Source organism: Pseudoalteromonas aquimarina (genome assembly GCF_049257255.1).
In the GTDB taxonomy this organism is placed as follows: Bacteria; Pseudomonadota; Gammaproteobacteria; order Enterobacterales; family Alteromonadaceae; genus Pseudoalteromonas.
Window position 1 is genome coordinate 196,489 of the sequence record NZ_JBMMUG010000004.1, and the last position, 15,688, is coordinate 212,176.

General features: G+C 37.6%; 14 protein-coding genes. 7 read left to right on the forward strand and 7 right to left on the reverse strand.

Translation table 11 applies throughout. The features are described 5' to 3' along the window. The first annotated feature begins 76 nt into the window (after positions 1–76). Positions 77–931 carry a hypothetical protein gene (locus tag AAEU29_RS11645; RefSeq protein WP_421973499.1) on the forward strand — a complete coding sequence of 285 codons (855 nt, stop codon included), beginning with the start codon at positions 77–79 and terminating at the stop codon, positions 929–931. Here the strand turns inward: AAEU29_RS11645 and AAEU29_RS11650 are convergent. Beyond that, positions 921–1,853, reverse strand: a complete 933-nt coding sequence (locus tag AAEU29_RS11650; RefSeq protein WP_421973500.1) for a LysR family transcriptional regulator — start codon at positions 1,851–1,853, stop codon at positions 921–923. The genes AAEU29_RS11645 and AAEU29_RS11650 overlap by 11 nt on opposite strands. Before the next feature lie 123 nt (positions 1,854–1,976). Between AAEU29_RS11650 and AAEU29_RS11655 the strand changes: the two genes are divergently transcribed. The 4 genes from AAEU29_RS11655 to AAEU29_RS11670 all read left to right on the forward strand — a co-directional run bounded on the left by AAEU29_RS11655 (position 1,977) and on the right by AAEU29_RS11670 (position 6,247). Further along, positions 1,977–2,195, forward strand: a complete 219-nt coding sequence (locus AAEU29_RS11655) for a hypothetical protein (RefSeq protein ID WP_421973501.1) — start codon at positions 1,977–1,979, stop codon at positions 2,193–2,195. Between the two features lie 3 nt (positions 2,196–2,198). Beyond that, positions 2,199–3,131, forward strand: a complete 933-nt coding sequence (locus tag AAEU29_RS11660; RefSeq protein WP_421973502.1) for a sodium-dependent bicarbonate transport family permease — start codon at positions 2,199–2,201, stop codon at positions 3,129–3,131. A gap of 451 nt (positions 3,132–3,582) precedes the next feature. Then, on the forward strand, positions 3,583–5,817 hold the full coding sequence (locus AAEU29_RS11665; RefSeq protein ID WP_421973503.1) for an ATP-binding protein: 2,235 nt from the start codon (positions 3,583–3,585) through the stop codon (positions 5,815–5,817). A gap of 136 nt (positions 5,818–5,953) precedes the next feature. Then, a complete protein-coding gene (locus AAEU29_RS11670) occupies positions 5,954–6,247 on the forward strand; it encodes a flagellar biosynthetic protein FliQ (RefSeq protein WP_421973504.1) in 294 nt (97 codons plus the stop codon). A 65-nt stretch (positions 6,248–6,312) separates the two neighbouring features. On the opposite strand, the gene AAEU29_RS11675 is transcribed toward AAEU29_RS11670, so the two are convergent. The 3 genes from AAEU29_RS11675 to AAEU29_RS11685 all read right to left on the reverse strand — a co-directional run bounded on the left by AAEU29_RS11675 (position 6,313) and on the right by AAEU29_RS11685 (position 9,115). Then, positions 6,313–7,080 (reverse strand): DsbC family protein, encoded by a 768-nt coding sequence (locus tag AAEU29_RS11675; RefSeq protein WP_421973505.1) that lies wholly within the window; start codon positions 7,078–7,080, stop codon positions 6,313–6,315. A 123-nt stretch (positions 7,081–7,203) separates the two neighbouring features. Beyond that, complete coding sequence (locus tag AAEU29_RS11680) at positions 7,204–8,220, reverse strand: winged helix-turn-helix domain-containing protein (RefSeq protein WP_421973506.1); 1,017 nt, start codon at positions 8,218–8,220, stop codon at positions 7,204–7,206. A 148-nt stretch (positions 8,221–8,368) separates the two neighbouring features. Next, positions 8,369–9,115, reverse strand: a complete 747-nt coding sequence (locus AAEU29_RS11685) for a transporter substrate-binding domain-containing protein (RefSeq protein WP_421973507.1) — start codon at positions 9,113–9,115, stop codon at positions 8,369–8,371. A gap of 351 nt (positions 9,116–9,466) precedes the next feature. Here AAEU29_RS11685 and gshB point away from each other — a divergent pair, with 351 nt between their 5' ends. After that, complete coding sequence (gene gshB / locus AAEU29_RS11690) at positions 9,467–10,513, forward strand: glutathione synthase (RefSeq protein ID WP_421973508.1); 1,047 nt, start codon at positions 9,467–9,469, stop codon at positions 10,511–10,513. Positions 10,514–10,692: 179 nt separating this feature from the next. After that, a complete protein-coding gene (locus AAEU29_RS11695; protein ID WP_421973509.1) occupies positions 10,693–12,660 on the forward strand; it encodes an LTA synthase family protein in 1,968 nt (655 codons plus the stop codon). Positions 12,661–12,709: 49 nt separating this feature from the next. Here the strand turns inward: AAEU29_RS11695 and AAEU29_RS11700 are convergent, their stop codons facing one another. The 3 genes from AAEU29_RS11700 to yiaY all read right to left on the reverse strand — a co-directional run bounded on the left by AAEU29_RS11700 (position 12,710) and on the right by yiaY (position 15,380). Next, on the reverse strand, positions 12,710–13,609 hold the full coding sequence (locus AAEU29_RS11700; protein ID WP_421973510.1) for a hypothetical protein: 900 nt from the start codon (positions 13,607–13,609) through the stop codon (positions 12,710–12,712). Between the two features lie 121 nt (positions 13,610–13,730). Beyond that, entirely contained in the window at positions 13,731–13,964 is a 234-nt protein-coding gene (locus AAEU29_RS11705) for a hypothetical protein (protein ID WP_421973511.1), read from the reverse strand. Positions 13,965–14,231: 267 nt separating this feature from the next. After that, positions 14,232–15,380: an L-threonine dehydrogenase gene (gene yiaY / locus AAEU29_RS11710; protein WP_421973512.1), complete on the reverse strand. Its 1,149-nt coding sequence runs from the start codon at positions 15,378–15,380 to the stop codon at positions 14,232–14,234. Between the last annotated feature and the right edge of the window lie 308 nt (positions 15,381–15,688).

The window sequence follows — 15,688 nt, forward strand, 5'->3', positions numbered from 1 at the left end:
TAACATAAATGAGAAGGTTGACCCTAAAGAATAAAGACTTTACCTTAAATGTGTTTTAGGGAGATAGGTTATTAAAATGAAATGGATTTTTGGCGTTTTGTTCGTGTTATTTAGTAATGCAACTCTTGCAGACTCGACTTCAAATAAACAGTTATGTATCGACCTTGCGAAAAAAAGAGATGCTATTCGAAAACAGCTTAACCAAAACTCAAATGACTATTTGAATCACCAATATAAAGCAACATTTGAAGAATATAGTCGTTTATGTAAGGACAACGAACAAAATCAAAATCCGTATTCGGTAGTTACAGGTAATAAACACGCATTTCATAATCCGTTTAACCATGTTGCCATTTCTGACATGTCCTCTTTTGCTGCAATGTATAACGGCGAAAAGCAAAGTGCTTGGCAGGCATACTATAAAATACCTAAAGCGTGTCGAGTTAAAAATCCATCAACAACTGATTTTGTTACCTGTTCAGAGAATAAAACGAAACAAAAACAAGCCTTTGAGGTTTATTGGTCATCAAAAATGGCCGATGCCAATAAAGCTGTTAATTATGATTTAAAACCCTTTGCTAAAAGAGCAGGTGAGCCAGTATTAATAACACCCGTTACCGAAGCAAAAAGTGGAGAAACACCGACACCACAAATGGGTTTTGTAAAGGTGCTGCAAGATAATTCAAGCTATTTTATAGCCTTTGGTTTGCTATCATGTTTTCTATTTTTTGTGTGTCTTTCAGTTTGGCTAATGAAGCGCCACCGAGTAAAAAATAAAGTAATCCCGTTAAAAATAACGCCAACAATAAAAACAATAGACAAACATTGTCCTTATTGTTTAAGTCCAGTGTTATTCAATCAAACAACACAAGAATATCGCTGTTCAGATGCGCCTAAATGTCAATTTAGCTCGGATTCAATTATAACCTAATGGCTTTTGTCATCACGTCTTTACCCTCGTTGGCTACATAATCAAGAAACACTTGGGCGATAGGGGAAAGTTGTTGCGATTTTGCCCAACAGAATGACCATTTAGATTGAATTGGCAGTGACTCCACATTAATTACTTTAACATTGTAACTATCCCCAAAAGCGAGGGTGTGAGTAGATAATATGGATACGCCCATACCAGATAAAACCGAGTGAATAATTGCTTCATTACTGGCAATTGTCATTCTTATATTGGGTGATATATTTTGCGATTTAAAGAATTGTTCGGTTGCATATCGTGTACCTGAACCTTCTTCTCGAATTATAAAGTTTTCTTTGCAAAACGCTGCTAGTGATACTTTTTTTTGTTTTGTAAAAGGGTGTTCAGCATTTGCGATTGCCACCAAGTCATTTGACATAAACTCTCTAACTTCAAGATCTAACCCTTCTGGCACATAACTGAATACAAAAAAATCATCGAGGCCTTGCTCGAATCGTTCAATGACTTGCTGGCGATTGGCAACTGTAAATTGAATATCAATACCAGGGTACTGCTTGCAAAACGGGCCGAGCAAATGCGGGATAAAGTATTTTGCTGTGGTTGCGCATGAAATACGTAAGGTTCCTGATTTTAATCCGCGCAAGCTTGATAAATGCATATCAAGCGCTTCACATTGCTGCAAAATCTGACGACTAGTTGCAACAGTCGCAAGCCCCGCGTCAGTAAATTTAATCTTGCGCCCTACTTGTTGGTAAAGTGGAAGCCCAATGGCTTCTCTTAATTTTTTAAGCTGCATGGAGACTGTTGGCTGGGTTAAAAATAAAGACTCCGCAGCGGCTTTGATACTACCACCATCGTAAACCGCTAACAGGATTTCTAGCTGGCGAAATGTGCCAATATGAGCATGTAATCGAGACGCCATTGTTAACCTTAAATTTAATTAATAGATAAAAACCTAATTAATAGATAGTTAATATCTATTTTTATCTAACAAAAGTGCTGTGTAAACTTTTTCTGTCGCTTAATTTTAAAGATGGGAATGGTTATGACAAATCGAAGTTTTGTTTTATCTGTGATTACAAGTTCAATTCTATTGGCTTTTTTTGCTCTCAGTAACTTGATTGGACAGCCACAAATTGCATTTGTGATTGTGTCAGCTTTGCTGTTTGGCTTTTCGCTTTACTCGAAACTAGCTGGGCGTAACAAGCATTTAATCCATCCTCCGAGCGTAACTCATTCATTTCAAAGTGCGGGGCAGAAGTAAATTATGGTGATTGATGCAGTTGTCGCGTTTTTTATTCTGGGCATTGTTTGTCAGTTATTGGGTGCCAAAATGGCATTTCCAGATGGGCTTTACAAAACTTTAAGCATGTTTTTAATGATAGCCATCGGTTTAAAGGGGGGCATAGCGCTTCAAAAACATGTGGATCCTGCACTGATTTCCATGTCGATAGCAGTCGTTGCTTTTGGTTTATTATTACCCTTGGTTGCCTACCCAATTTTACGTTACTTTGGTCAACTAGATAAAATAAATGCTGGCGCTATTGCTGCGCATTATGGCTCTGTAAGTGTGGCAACCTATGCGGTTGCTGTGGCACTGCTTGAAGCAAATAATATTGCCTACGAGGCTTACTTTCCGTTATTTGTAGTGCTCTTGGAAATGCCAGCGATTATTGTTGGTTTAATACTGGCAAAAGGAAGCTTTAAGGTCGTAAATGCGCATTTTGTGAAGAAAGAGTTGATTGCCAATCAAAGCATTTTGTTAATGCTGGGTAGCCTTATCATTGGTTATGTTGGCGGGCAGAGTGTAACAAAATTAGCACCATTCTTTATTGAACTGTTCTCGGGAATACTGGCACTGTTTTTACTTAAAATGGGCCTTATTGCAGGAGAGCAACTATCGTCGCTAAAAAAGAACAGTGTGTTTTTAATTAGCTTTGCTGTGCTTATGCCAATGCTCGGCGGTGTGACAGGCACAGGTTTAGGCGTAATGCTTGGTTTAAGTGCGGGTGGTATTGCCTTAATGGCAGTACTGGGTGCAAGTGCTTCTTATATCGCTGTGCCTGCTGCAATGAAGCAGAGTTTGCCAGAGGCAAATGCAGGTATGTCGATAACCGCTTCGCTTGGTATTACCTTTCCATTTAATGTGTTGATTGGTGTGCCCTTTTTTATCGCCTTAGCAGGTTATTTAGCGAATTAAAAAAGCCCCAACAGGGGCTTTTTTATTGATCTAATATCACATGTATTGCTTTTTATTTTTACGATTTAGTTATCGCAAGCTTGGTTGCAATATGTCTCTTTGGTACAGGTGCTGATTCAAAAACTTGGTGAAAGCCATTTAATCATATGGGGTTATTAGGGCTGCACCTAATATATCCTCTTTTTAACGAGTAACTATTTCAAACGTAACAAATTATTGTCTCTTAAATATCACACAAATATGGCAATGTGTTTGGGGGTCCTGAAATTTGCTATAACTTATCTAGCTACTTAAATGCATTAATTACTGCTAATTTTTGCAATGTACAAGCGGGATATTTGGTAAGCAACAATAGCTCACATACCTTTACACGTTATTACTACTCTTCTATTTTTAAAACAAGCCACGGTTATTCTTTGAGTAATCTCAATATGTTAATTGATGACAATTAATGCAGCTATCAACGTTATCTTTACTTCTAATGAGTGGTGTCGGGGTTTTAATCTCGGCGATATCGCTTATCTTTTTATGGTTCGCAAATAGGGATATTCGCGCTGCGCGTTATTGGGCGCTTTCGCCCTGTTTTTTTACCATCAGTATGCTGTTATTTGCGTTGCAGGATTTATTGCCCATTCCATTACGGTTTATTTTGCCTAATTTTTTCGCACAAGGCGCATTTTTACTGATTATTATTGGCTTGTATTTGGCATGTGATAAAGCTATTCCTAAACGGTTTATGATGGCGTATTTCACTGCTTATGCGGTTTTACATAGTTTGTTTTCTTCTGTGCTGCCAAGTTATCAGAGCCGATTTATTCTCGGTGTAATTATGGTAACGCTATCGTCAACGTGGATTATCTGTATTTTGTATCGCTTTGGCCGTAGTAAGTACCGAGTTTCAAGTTTACTTATTTGTATTAGCCTTTTGCTGATGTTTAGCACATCAGCAAATAAGTTGTTGATGTTTAATGGACAAAGCACAGTTACTTTGCAGCAAGATACAACTTTTGAAACTCAACTTTTTGTTATCGCGCTTTTTGCAAGCCAGCTACTTTTTAACTTTGCTTTTGCAATTATGATTGGTGAATACCGCAATCAAAAGAACAAACGTTACCAGACAGAGCTAATTGAAATAAATCACCAGTTAGAGCAAGCCAAACAAGATGCAGAACATCACTCGCAATTAAAATCAGAATTTTTGGCTAATATGAGCCATGAAATAAGAACACCCATAAATGGGGTTATAGGTAGTTTAGAATTAATAAAAGAGCATGAACTCACCTCTCAGCAGGCACGCTATAAAGTGCTGGCTAGTAGCAGTGCTTATACTTTGTTAGGTGTTATTAATGATATTTTAGATTTCTCAAAAATTGAGTCTGGAAAGCTCACATTACATTTAGAAGAGTTTGATATTTATCAGCTGATTGATAGCGTGGTTAAATCGTTCTCGATCGATATTGCGAAGAAAGGTTTAACCTTCCAACTCGATACCCATTTACTAAACGCACAATTTATTTATGGTGATCCCATTAGAATTCGTCAGGTGATCACTAATTTACTCAGTAATGCGATTAAATTTACACAAAAAGGGCATGTAAAACTGAGTGTTAAGTTAGTACAAAGCAATGATCAAAATTGGATTTTAGAAGGGGATGTTTTAGATACCGGCATAGGCATTGAAGCGCATGCTACTGACAAACTATTCCAATCATTTAGCCAGTGTGATGCATCTACGACACGGGTGTTTGGTGGTACTGGGCTCGGACTCACTATTGTTAAAAGTTTATGCCAAATGATGCAAGGAGATGCGTTATTAATTTCATCAGAAAAAGGAAAAGGCACGCATTTTAGATTTTCCGCAAGCGTTGAGGTTAATGATAAGTCCAGTCGCGAATTGCCTAAGTTTATGTTTACAAAAGTAGCGCTTTATTCAAAAGACCAAACACTTAAAACCAATTTGGAAAACGAATTTAACAAATATGCGATAACGTTAAACTTAATTACTCAGTTACCGCAATCACAGCAGAAGGACAGCTTACTCATTGTTGATTTGTGTAACAGTGAAATAGCACCAAAAGACTTAAATAACTTACTCGCTACTTACCAAGACAAAAATATAAAAGTTGGGTTTATTGTCACCCCTCGCAGCGAATTAGAACAACAGTTTTCAAGTCATTCAGGGTTACAATTTATGTGGCATAAGCCTGTTACTGCGTTTGACGTTATTAAATTAAGTACGTGTCATAAACGACAGCAGCAAGCGCCATCGCTTGTCGATTTATCTGGGCTAAAATTACTGATTGCTGAAGACAATCCAGTTAATTTAATTATTACCGAGCAAATACTGGCAAATTGGAATGTTAATTTCACTAGTGCTAAAACGGGTAAAGAAGTATTAGCAATATTAAAAGGCCAAAAGGCGGCATTATTCGATTTGATTTTGATGGATTGTCAAATGCCAGAATTAGATGGTTATGAAACCACTAAAGTCATTCGAAATGACCCCTCGTTTAGCCATTGCAAAACGATTCCAATCATTGCATTAACAGCCAATGCGATGAAAGGTGATGATGAACACTGTTTTCTGGTGGGTATGAACGGCTATGTCAGTAAGCCAATTAACCCTGAAAACCTATTGGCTGAAATAAAAAAAGTAATTTCAAAAACAAATTTAGCCCAGAATTAACGTATTAAACTTTGTTTAAGGTACCTTTTGTACCAAAAAACATCTTGGTAAGCCGTTGGGCACAAAAATTCGTTAGTCGTCTTAAAAGTCATTATTCTTTGCAGCGGTAAAGGAAAACAATTAAGAGAACAACAAGATGAATCCAAAATGTCCAGAGTGCAATCACAGTATTAATTTTTTAAATAGCTTTCGTAATATAAACCCTTGGAAGTACTCTTGCCCCCATTGTAAAAAACGTATTGAAGTAAGTAAAAACTGGAAAAATGCGACAATAGCGGGATTTTTTGTTGGTATATTTGTCGGCATCGGTATCAACGTTATGAATTTTGCTTTTTTACCGTCGTTTTTGGTGGTTATTTTAATTGCTGTGGTGTTAAGTTGGATGTTATGGCAAAAAGTCACATTTACTCACCTTGAGCCAAAAAATTAACAAAATCAAATGGTAATATGAGTTAAGCGCTTTGTTTTATGCAAAACGCTATTTTTATTTAAATCTTAGCCTTTTTGAACTGTTTTCAAACGCGCCATTAAATCAGATGGTGAAATTAGCCCTGAAATTGCCTCACCGTTTTCAAGTAAGATTGTGGGTGTTGCGGTAAAGCCAAACTGCGCTGCAATTTTTTGTTGCGCTTGCAGTTGTTGATTACAGCTCTCTTTTATCTCACCTTCATATTTACCCGAATACATAGCAGAGTTCATGGCAAATTGTGGACGTTTAGCACATAACGCCGCAGCTGTTTTATTAAATGCAGCACTGCCTTTTACGCCTCTTGGGATCATTACATAATCAATGGTAACCCCTTGTTGATTTAGGTTCTCAATGCTTTGATGAAGCTTGCGACAGAAGGGACAATCGATATCGGTAAAAACGGTGATCAGATGTTTTTGTTGTTTGGCTTTATATCTTAACAATACGTCTCTTGGCATTTCGTTTAGTAGTGATAAACGTTGTAATTTTTGCGCAGCCTCTGTGATATTTATCTTGCTCTGGGTATCGATGACTTGCCCCAAATACAAGTATTTACCATCAGAGCTTGAAAAGAATTGCTGGTTATTGGCAATAACAAGGTAAAAATCGTTGTTATAAGGCTCGATAGTTACTTTGGTTTCCTTGCCAAGTAGTTCAAATAGAGCCCGTTTAATTTTGGCGATTTGCTGGTTGTGGTTAGTAAATGGTTGCAACGTTTCAGAATGGACAAATGCAGCGCTTAAGAAAAGCGACAATGTAAATAACAGCGTTATAAATTTATTTAGTAATGACATATGTAACTCGGTTTTAAATTAGAAAAACCAAACGTACATTATCTTTTGTTTAAACCCATTTAAAACTATCTAAAATTAACTATAAAAAGATATAAAACTTTAATTATCAATGTCTTATTTCCGTTACGAATAAAGCTGTTTTTCGCGAAATAATGTGAGTTGTTCAGGTGTGGTTATACACTCAATTGTGGATGTTACTGGTTGCGTAAGCTGTTGACATAATTGCGACACTGGCACTTGTTTTTGACTGGAGTTTACTTGATTGCTAGACACTAACATTTTGCCTGAAGTGGTATTAATTGGATTTTCTAAAGCATTATTTTGTTCAGTGTATTTAGCGTTTTCAATAATAGATGCAATACGTTTATCAACAACATGCGCGCTGCAAGTTGCCAGTTCACGATTCATTACCTGTTTGCCTTTAACGGCAAAATTTAATGCTTTATCTATCTGATTTGTTTCTAAGGCAATGCGACTTAACAGATCTAAAGCTTGGGCACGATAATAGCTAGTTTCTGATGCGTTGTTTAAAGCTGTAAAAGCAAGGGAATTTGCACTGTTATGCTCATTTTGCTGATATTTTACTTCGGCTAAAAGTAATTGCGCGTCGATGGAATCGGGGTTTTCTTTTAAAGTAAATGTCAGCCATTTTTCGGCGTCATCATAATTTGCTTCTTGAAATGCAACAACGGCATTGGAATAACTGCCAAGTGCTGGCAGCATAACCTGTTTTTGCTGAGTTTGTTCAAAGTTAAACAAAGTAAGGCCAATTGTACTTACCACACAGATCATGCTTGCTGCCAAAGCAAAGGTGTTAAATGGTTTTTTGCTAGTAACTGGCTTTATTGCGACTTCTGTTTGCCAAATATAACCAGCGTTAGGTTGCGTTCGAATAAGCTGTTGCTCTGGTGCAAGTTTACGTAATTCACTGATCACTTGGAAAAGGCGATAGTCCTGCACGTCTTCACTTTGCCAAAGCGCGTTGAAAAGTTGTTGTTTAGTGATAAGTGTTTTTGGGTGTTGCAAAAAGTACAGCAGTGCCTGAGCCGTTTTAGGACGAATGGGCTTTTCTTTACCTGATTGCGTTAAGGCAAATGTGGTTGCGCAAAACGTGAAATCGAGAAATTGATAAATAGCCATAAATTGTCCTTAACAGCATCTGTTTGTTTTTTCTTTAGTGTTATAAAGATAAAACAGCAACATGGCAATTTTTTAGGGACTTTTAGTTAATTTTAGTTTTAGGTATGACTATAAAATGTTGGGTACTAAGAAAAGAGTTTATGCTTAATTATGGTTGTTGATAGTCAGAGAGTATTGTATTTATCTCTTCAGAACGAATAAGAGTTTTAAGCGCTGAATTAAGCTTATCGAGCAGTGCTTTGTTGCCTTTCTTAACTGCAATGGCTACAGGAGTTCCGCGATAATTTGAATGCACAATTTTCACTTTTACATTGTATTTTTTAGCAAGATATAAACCTACTGCACGTGGCATGATGGCTGCGTCGGTTTGTTTAGTTGCGAGCATTTGCATAGCTTTATCTTTGCTTTGTGTTTGTATCAATCGAAAGTGATCTTTGATGTGTTTTTCTTGCCAAATTGTTTCAGTAATTGAATGTTTATCGCCACTTATTTTTTTACCATACAGATCTTGAACGATTTCGATGCTCGGTAGCTCATCTCTTACAAAAACGGACGTATAACGGAAATAATAGGGCACAGTGAAGTCGAAATACTTTTCGCGTTCAGGGCTAATTTCCATACCCGTGATGCAATCAAGCTTGTCAAAACGCAGGCGATTTACTGTGTCATCCCATAAATCTGCCATTAATATCAATTCTTGTTGGCTTTGGGATAATACTTGTTTTAATACATCGTAATCGAAACCGGTTGGCATATTGTTTTCAATAAATTGGAAAGGGGGATAACCCGTAGCCATACCGCATTTAACCGTCGATTGCGCTTTAGCAAAGGCGTTATTACTAAACACACTGCTTAATAAAATAATGCTAAAAAGAGAAAATAAAATGTTGGCCATTATTACCTTTTTCAAAGCAAGTTGTTAAATACGAAAGACATAGCACGCTTAAGATAAAAATGTGTTAGCTATGTGAGTGGTTACATACAGCAAATTATATAAAAATTAAGCTTTAACAATAAAGCTTAATTCGCCCTAAACTAGCGCTATATCAAAGAAATGCCAGATTTAACCCAATTAAAACTAAACATAGCTGATAAAAAAGCCGTTTGAGGGAAGCGTTTAAATACTATTGATAAACGAATATTTTCCGTAACGATAAATTTTTTTTACAACGCTCAAGGCCGAAATTCGGTATGCTCCGCACCCTTAAATTGGTTTTTGAATATAATTTAGACTCGGAAAATATTAATGAAAATTTGTTTTATCATGTACCCATGGGAGCGTGTGGAGCCTGAAACGGATTCAACTCTACGTTTAATTCACGAATGTGTTAAACGTGGTCACACTGTGGCGCTTTCAACGGTTAACAACTTAACTATTCGCGACAGTATTGCAAGTGCATTTTGTGATGTATTCGTTAAGAAGAGCAAACTTTCAGATAATATTCCAAGTTTTTACCGCAACGCGGTGTTTAAACGAGCTCAATTACCGCTTGCAGGTTTTGACGCAATTATTATGCGTGCTAACCCGCCACTTGATACGCTCGCGTTGAATTTCTTGGATTCAGTACGAGGTGATGCATTTATTATGAATGACCTTGATGGTCTGCGTATTGCCAACAACAAAGTATATACCGCTTCGTTCCAAGATACTGAAAGTGAATTTATTCCAGCGACTCATGTATCTAAAAATCGTGATTATTTAGAGCGAATTTTTGAAGAGTCAGAAAGCAATAAAATGATCCTTAAGCCACTTGATGGCTATGGTGGGCGTGGTGTTATCGTACTCGAAAAAGGGGCTCGTCACAGCTTCCGTTCACTGCTTGATTTTTACATTGGCGGTGATGAACATGGCAAAGGCAGCAATTATGTAATTCTACAAGATTATGTGGAAGGTGCTGAAGAAGGGGATGTGCGTATCTTAATGCTGAATGGGGAGCCAATTGGTGCGATGAAACGTATTCCTGCATCTAACGATGTGCGCTCGAATGTTCACGCTGGCGGTAAAGTGGTTAAGCACAAGCTAAGCGCTCAAGAGAAAAAGTTATGCCGTTATATTGGTCCTAAACTAGTGCGAGATGGCTTGTACTTTACTGGGATTGATGTAATTGGCGGTAAATTAATAGAAGTAAACGTGTTGAGCCCGGGTGGTATCACCCGTATCAATAAATTAAATCGCGTTAAATTGCAGTCGCAAATTATTGATTTTGTTGAAAGTGTAGTACACGCAAAAGAGTGTGTAATCAATCGCAAAACCGAATTTAGAAAGGTGATTGAAGAAGCGAATGCCGTTTAACCTAGAGTAAACAAGAGTGAGGTGTGTAAGAAATTTCATGCCTTACAATATCTATTAATAATTTCTAAAAATCAGTATATTCCTTTCGGTTAAAGTGTTTAAGTTAAGCAAACTTTTTAAGCCTTAAGGTTCACTTAAGGAAAATTGAATACGCTCTTAAAAAAGCATCAATTTTCCCTATGTTAAAACCATTTAAACACTATTTAGCTCCGTACTTACTACTTTCCCTCGTAGTACTTATTCTTTTGTCTATTTCACGGCTTAGTTTAAGTTTATGGCAGTTTCAACACTTCACTGATTTTCAGGCGTTACTGGCAGTTGCCGTCGGTGGGTTTCGCATCGATTTAAGTACCGTTGGTTATGTGTTGATTATTCCAGCAGTGTTTACACCCATTTTAAGCGCGTTTAGACCTCTTAAAAGCAGCTGGTTTTGGCTGCTTAAGAATTATTTAGTCTGTGCATTAGCGTTACTAACCTTGCTGGAAATTGCGACACCAACTTTTATTGAAGAATATGGTCTTAGGCCAAATCGACTGTTTATTGAATACCTTATTTACCCCAAAGAAGTATTTTCGATGTTGGTAAGTGGTCATTTAAACACACTAATTATTTCAACCTGTTGTTTAGTTGTTTTTATACTTTTTGTTTTTGTACCTTTGAGCAACGCATTTGTTAAACAGTTACAACTGCAAAAAACACACACTAAAAGCAGCCTTTTTGCAGCTGTGCTTTTGCCTGTATTGTTAATACTAATGGCAAGAGGAACTTTAGGGCATCGTCCCATTAACCCGGCATATGTGTATTTTTCAAATGATGCCTTGGTTAATTCATTAACCCTTAATTCAACTTACAGTGTTGTGCATGCTATTAAAGCACTTAAAAATGAAAAGAATGCGGCAAAAATGTACGGAAACATGTCTGATGAAGAAGTCATCAGTTTGGTACAAACCAAAACAGGCTTAAGCAAAGACGCTTTTGTACATCAGAACCAACCTACTCGGGCAATCCGCGCTCCAAGCTATACTGGCAAAAAGAAAAACTTAGTGATCATTTTAGAAGAAAGTTTAGGGGCGCAATATGTACAACCCCTTGGGGGCTTACCTTTAACTCCCAACATTGATGGGTTTTATCGCGAGGGCTGGGGCTTTGAACAATTATACGCTACAGGCACACGTTCAGTGCGTGGTATTGAGGCAGTTATCACTGGTTTTACGCCAACCCCGGCCAGAGCAGTCGTTAAACTTGATAAATCACAAAAAGGCTTTTTTACCATCGCCAGTTTATTGCAATCACAAGGTTACACAACGCAATTTATTTACGGCGGAGAAAGCCATTTTGATAATATGAAAAGTTTTTTCCTTGGCAATGGCTTTAGCAATATTGTTGATTTAAAAGACATTGAATCACCAAATTTTATTGGCTCGTGGGGGGCTAGTGACGGTGATTTATTTACCCAAGCGGATAAAGAATTAGCAAAGTTAAATCAATCCGATAAGCCTTTCTTTAGTTTGATTTTTAGCTCAAGTAATCATGATCCCTTTGAGATCCCACAAGGGGTTGTCTCACCAATTAACTACTCAGAAGAGCAACGAATGGAATTGGATGAAAAAGAGCTGAAACGTCATCTGGCGATTCAATATGCCGATTATGCGTTAGGCCAATTTATTGCAACAGCTAAAGCCCGTGACTATTGGCAAGATACGGTGTTTTTAATTGTAGCTGACCATGATGCACGGGCATTAGGCAAGGACTTAGTGCCAATAAATAACTTTCATATTCCCGCAGTGATTTTGAATACTGAACATAATCAAACTCGATTCAGTGATATTGCAAGCCAAATAGATTTAGCGCCAACCTTGTTATCGCTTATGGGTGCTGTAAATGATTCTCCTATGCTTGGCAGGGATTTAACAGTAAACACCTTAGAGGGCAGAGCGCTAATGCAATACGCCAATAACTTTGCCTATTTGACGCAGCATGGAGTGACAGTTTTACAGCCAGGTAAAGCGCCAAGTAAGTTTTTATATGATGTGACAAGTAAAGAAATGCAGCCAGTTGCCCTTGATGAAGAGGAAGCCAAAACAGCTTTAGCGCATGCTCTTTGGGGCAGTTTAGCCTACCAAAATGGATGGTATACAAGTCAATAAAGCAAAAAATGTAAGGGCAGCACGCGCCCTTACATTACAAAACGTAAACTTAAAATTCGATGCCTGCTTTTTCTTTAAACAGAGGTACGAGTGCCTTTGAAATCGCTAAAACTTCAGGTTTGTCTTTACGAAGGTAAACTTCACCTTGTTTAAATGCCTGCCATGTTTCATTGTCAAAAACCGCATCTCCAAAATGCGCGGTAAGCTGTTTTGAAATGCGTGTTTGCTCCGGTTTAGCCGTTAAAATCCATGCTAATTCAAGGTGATTATCCCCAAAAACAGCTTCAATTTTGCGAGGAAATCCAAATGCTGGAAAGTTAAAGCAGTTTACTTGCACTTGCTCCTTTGGATTATTAAATAACCAAGGGTCGGATGTTTCAATTTTAAGCGGATCACAATGCGCTTCAAAAAGGGGTTTAAGAGTGTCTAACGATTCGCCAAACTGCAGCAAATTTGCGAGAGTAAGTGCCGGTTTGCTGCGCTCTAAAGCGGTTATCTCTGGATGTGACCAAACAAATAAATTTGGATGTAAAGCGTCTTTACCAATTAACGTGGTTTGATTTTTAGCGTTATTTTGCCAAAGCGTATGCTGGTGATGTGCTTTAAATCCCAAGTATTGTTTAGGATCATTTTGCAAACCAATCAAGGCATCAGGTGCGATATTACTTGCTGATATATGAGCCACTTGGTTATCTGCAATTACTACGGCAATTTTGCCCTTGTTTTTTAATTGATTGCAGCTTAAATGCTGTTCACGTTTACTTGCTAATGGAAAGCTAGGTGTATTTAAAGTGATATCTGAAACGGTGTTTTGACATACCGATTGTAGTTTTGTTTTAGCGGTACTTATTGATTCACCAATTTCAATGCCATAAAGCGACGCGTTAGGCATATTTGCAAACAGGGTGCTTGAGCAAAGAGTGAGTAATGCGGTTAAATAGTATTTCATAGCAATGCGTTTTTCATGTTTTATACATTAGACGCAATAACACACTAAAAGGTTTAAAAACAAAAAAGGTTAGCACTTTGGCTAACCTTTTAGGTCTGTATCAATTTAATTAAAGCGTTTATTAGTCAGCTTTAATGTAGCTTTTGATTGCTTGTAATGAATCAAAAGGTTTGTAACCGAGTGACTTTAATTCGTCATTAACACAAAACAAAACGGCGCTATCTTTGTTTTCTTCATCTGCTGCCATATCAAGACAGAACTCGTAAGAATCTTTTACAGTTTCAACGCTTGCTTGATCTTCGCTAGCAATAACAAGTGTGCTTGCGAGTGCTAATACCATTAAAAAAATCTTCATATTTACCCTTTTACAATTAACTGGAGTGATATTTTTAACGCTCACAAATTAGGTTGATTTGAGAAGCAAGTAAAACGATAAATTATTGTCGTAAAGGTAAAATTTATTTTGCTTTTATTTTTAAGTATTGCAGTACAAGTAGCAGCTCATTTTTGAATAAGTGATTGGTTTTACATACTGAGGTTTACTGAATTAATAAAAAATGGCATTAAAAAAGGTTAACAACAATAGTTAACCTTTTATTGTTCAGAATAAATCCTGTTAGGGTTACATTGCAGCGTGGAAAATCTCAGCAATTTCCTCTGCTGTAGCTTGAATTGGATTAGTAAAGCCACAAGCATCTTTTAAAGCATTTTCCGTTAGTGTTGGAATATCATCTGCTTTGGCACCAAGTTGCTCAATACCTGATGGAATACCAACGTCACTGGCGAGGCTAACAATGGCATCAATTGCGGCATCAGCACCTTGTTCTTCTGAAAGGTTACTTACATCGACTCCCATTGCTTTTGCAACATCACGTAAGCGCCCAGGTACTGCTTTTGCGTTAAAGCGTTGCACATGCGGAAGTAAAATAGCGTTACATACCCCATGTGGTAAATCGTAAAAACCACCAAGTTGATGTGCCATTGCATGCACATAACCAAGTGAAGCATTATTAAACGCCATACCCGCCATAAACTGGGCGTATGCCATTTGCTCACGAGCTTCAATATTGTCACCGTGATTAACAGCATTACGAAGATTGGCTTGAATTAACTCAATCGCTTTGATGGCTACAGCATCGGTAATTGGCGTTGCAGCAATTGATACATAAGCTTCAATTGCATGGGTTAATGCGTCCATACCGGTCGCTGCGGTGAGCGAAGCTGGTTTTGCGAGCATTAATTCCGGGTCGTTTACTGAAACAAGTGGTGTTGTATGCTTATCTACAATGGCCATTTTAATGTGGCGCTCTTCATCAGTGATAATACAAAAACGCGTCATTTCTGAAGCTGTGCCTGCCGTAGTATTAATGGCGATAAGTGGTAACATAGGTTTTGCAGATTGATCTACACCTTCGTAATCGCCAATTTTGCCGCCATTTGCAGCTACAAGTGCAATGCCTTTCGCACAATCATGTGGCGAGCCCCCACCAAGTGAAATAACGAAGTCACAGTCTTCGTTTTTTAAAATAGCCAAACCATCGTTGACGTTACTTACAGTTGGGTTGGGTTGAGTACCATCAAACACAGCAGTCGCAACATCTCGCTTTGTTAATAGTGATTGTACTTTTTCAACAACCCCAATTTGGTTAAGAATTTTATCGGTAACAATTAGGCCTTTTTTAAATCCTTGTGCCTGAATATTATCGGCTGCGTCAGTTAAACAACCTGCGCCCATCAAATTTACGGTTGGAATATAAAATGCGGTAGTCATAGCTTATCTGTCCTTGTGTAAGTGAGAGTTACTTTCTTGCGACAAAGATTGTCACATGCTAAACCGTTAGCCATTTTGATTTAAAACAAAGGTTGGTTGTACATCAACTTAGACTTTAATCTAATAGTGTAAATAGATGAGTTAAAGCGCTGTTTAGCGCTTTATATCCGCTCTGAATGTTCGTTATGCGTGCTTGTGAATTGCTTGAAAAACGCCACTTACGCTTAACAATGCTTTAGATTTTAAAATGGCGCTAAGTTTAACTTTGCCAACAAAATAATTGCCAAATAAAACCCCGACATAACAAC

Bases quoted from the DNA above. Each gene is read 5' to 3' on its own strand.
- AAEU29_RS11645 (WP_421973499.1), top strand. From the start codon at position 77: ATGAAATGGATTTTTGGCGTTTTGTTCGTGTTATTTAGTAATGCAACT.
- AAEU29_RS11650 (WP_421973500.1), bottom strand. From the start codon at position 1,853: ATGGCGTCTCGATTACATGCTCATATTGGCACATTTCGCCAGCTAGAA.
- AAEU29_RS11655 (WP_421973501.1), top strand. From the start codon at position 1,977: ATGACAAATCGAAGTTTTGTTTTATCTGTGATTACAAGTTCAATTCTA.
- AAEU29_RS11660 (WP_421973502.1), top strand. From the start codon at position 2,199: ATGGTGATTGATGCAGTTGTCGCGTTTTTTATTCTGGGCATTGTTTGT.
- AAEU29_RS11665 (WP_421973503.1), top strand. From the start codon at position 3,583: ATGCAGCTATCAACGTTATCTTTACTTCTAATGAGTGGTGTCGGGGTT.
- AAEU29_RS11670 (WP_421973504.1), top strand. From the start codon at position 5,954: ATGAATCCAAAATGTCCAGAGTGCAATCACAGTATTAATTTTTTAAAT.
- AAEU29_RS11675 (WP_421973505.1), bottom strand. From the start codon at position 7,080: ATGTCATTACTAAATAAATTTATAACGCTGTTATTTACATTGTCGCTT.
- AAEU29_RS11680 (WP_421973506.1), bottom strand. From the start codon at position 8,220: ATGGCTATTTATCAATTTCTCGATTTCACGTTTTGCGCAACCACATTT.
- AAEU29_RS11685 (WP_421973507.1), bottom strand. From the start codon at position 9,115: ATGGCCAACATTTTATTTTCTCTTTTTAGCATTATTTTATTAAGCAGT.
- gshB (WP_421973508.1), top strand. From the start codon at position 9,467: ATGAAAATTTGTTTTATCATGTACCCATGGGAGCGTGTGGAGCCTGAA.
- AAEU29_RS11695 (WP_421973509.1), top strand. From the start codon at position 10,693: ATGTTAAAACCATTTAAACACTATTTAGCTCCGTACTTACTACTTTCC.
- AAEU29_RS11700 (WP_421973510.1), bottom strand. From the start codon at position 13,609: ATGAAATACTATTTAACCGCATTACTCACTCTTTGCTCAAGCACCCTG.
- AAEU29_RS11705 (WP_421973511.1), bottom strand. From the start codon at position 13,964: ATGAAGATTTTTTTAATGGTATTAGCACTCGCAAGCACACTTGTTATT.
- yiaY (WP_421973512.1), bottom strand. From the start codon at position 15,380: ATGACTACCGCATTTTATATTCCAACCGTAAATTTGATGGGCGCAGGT.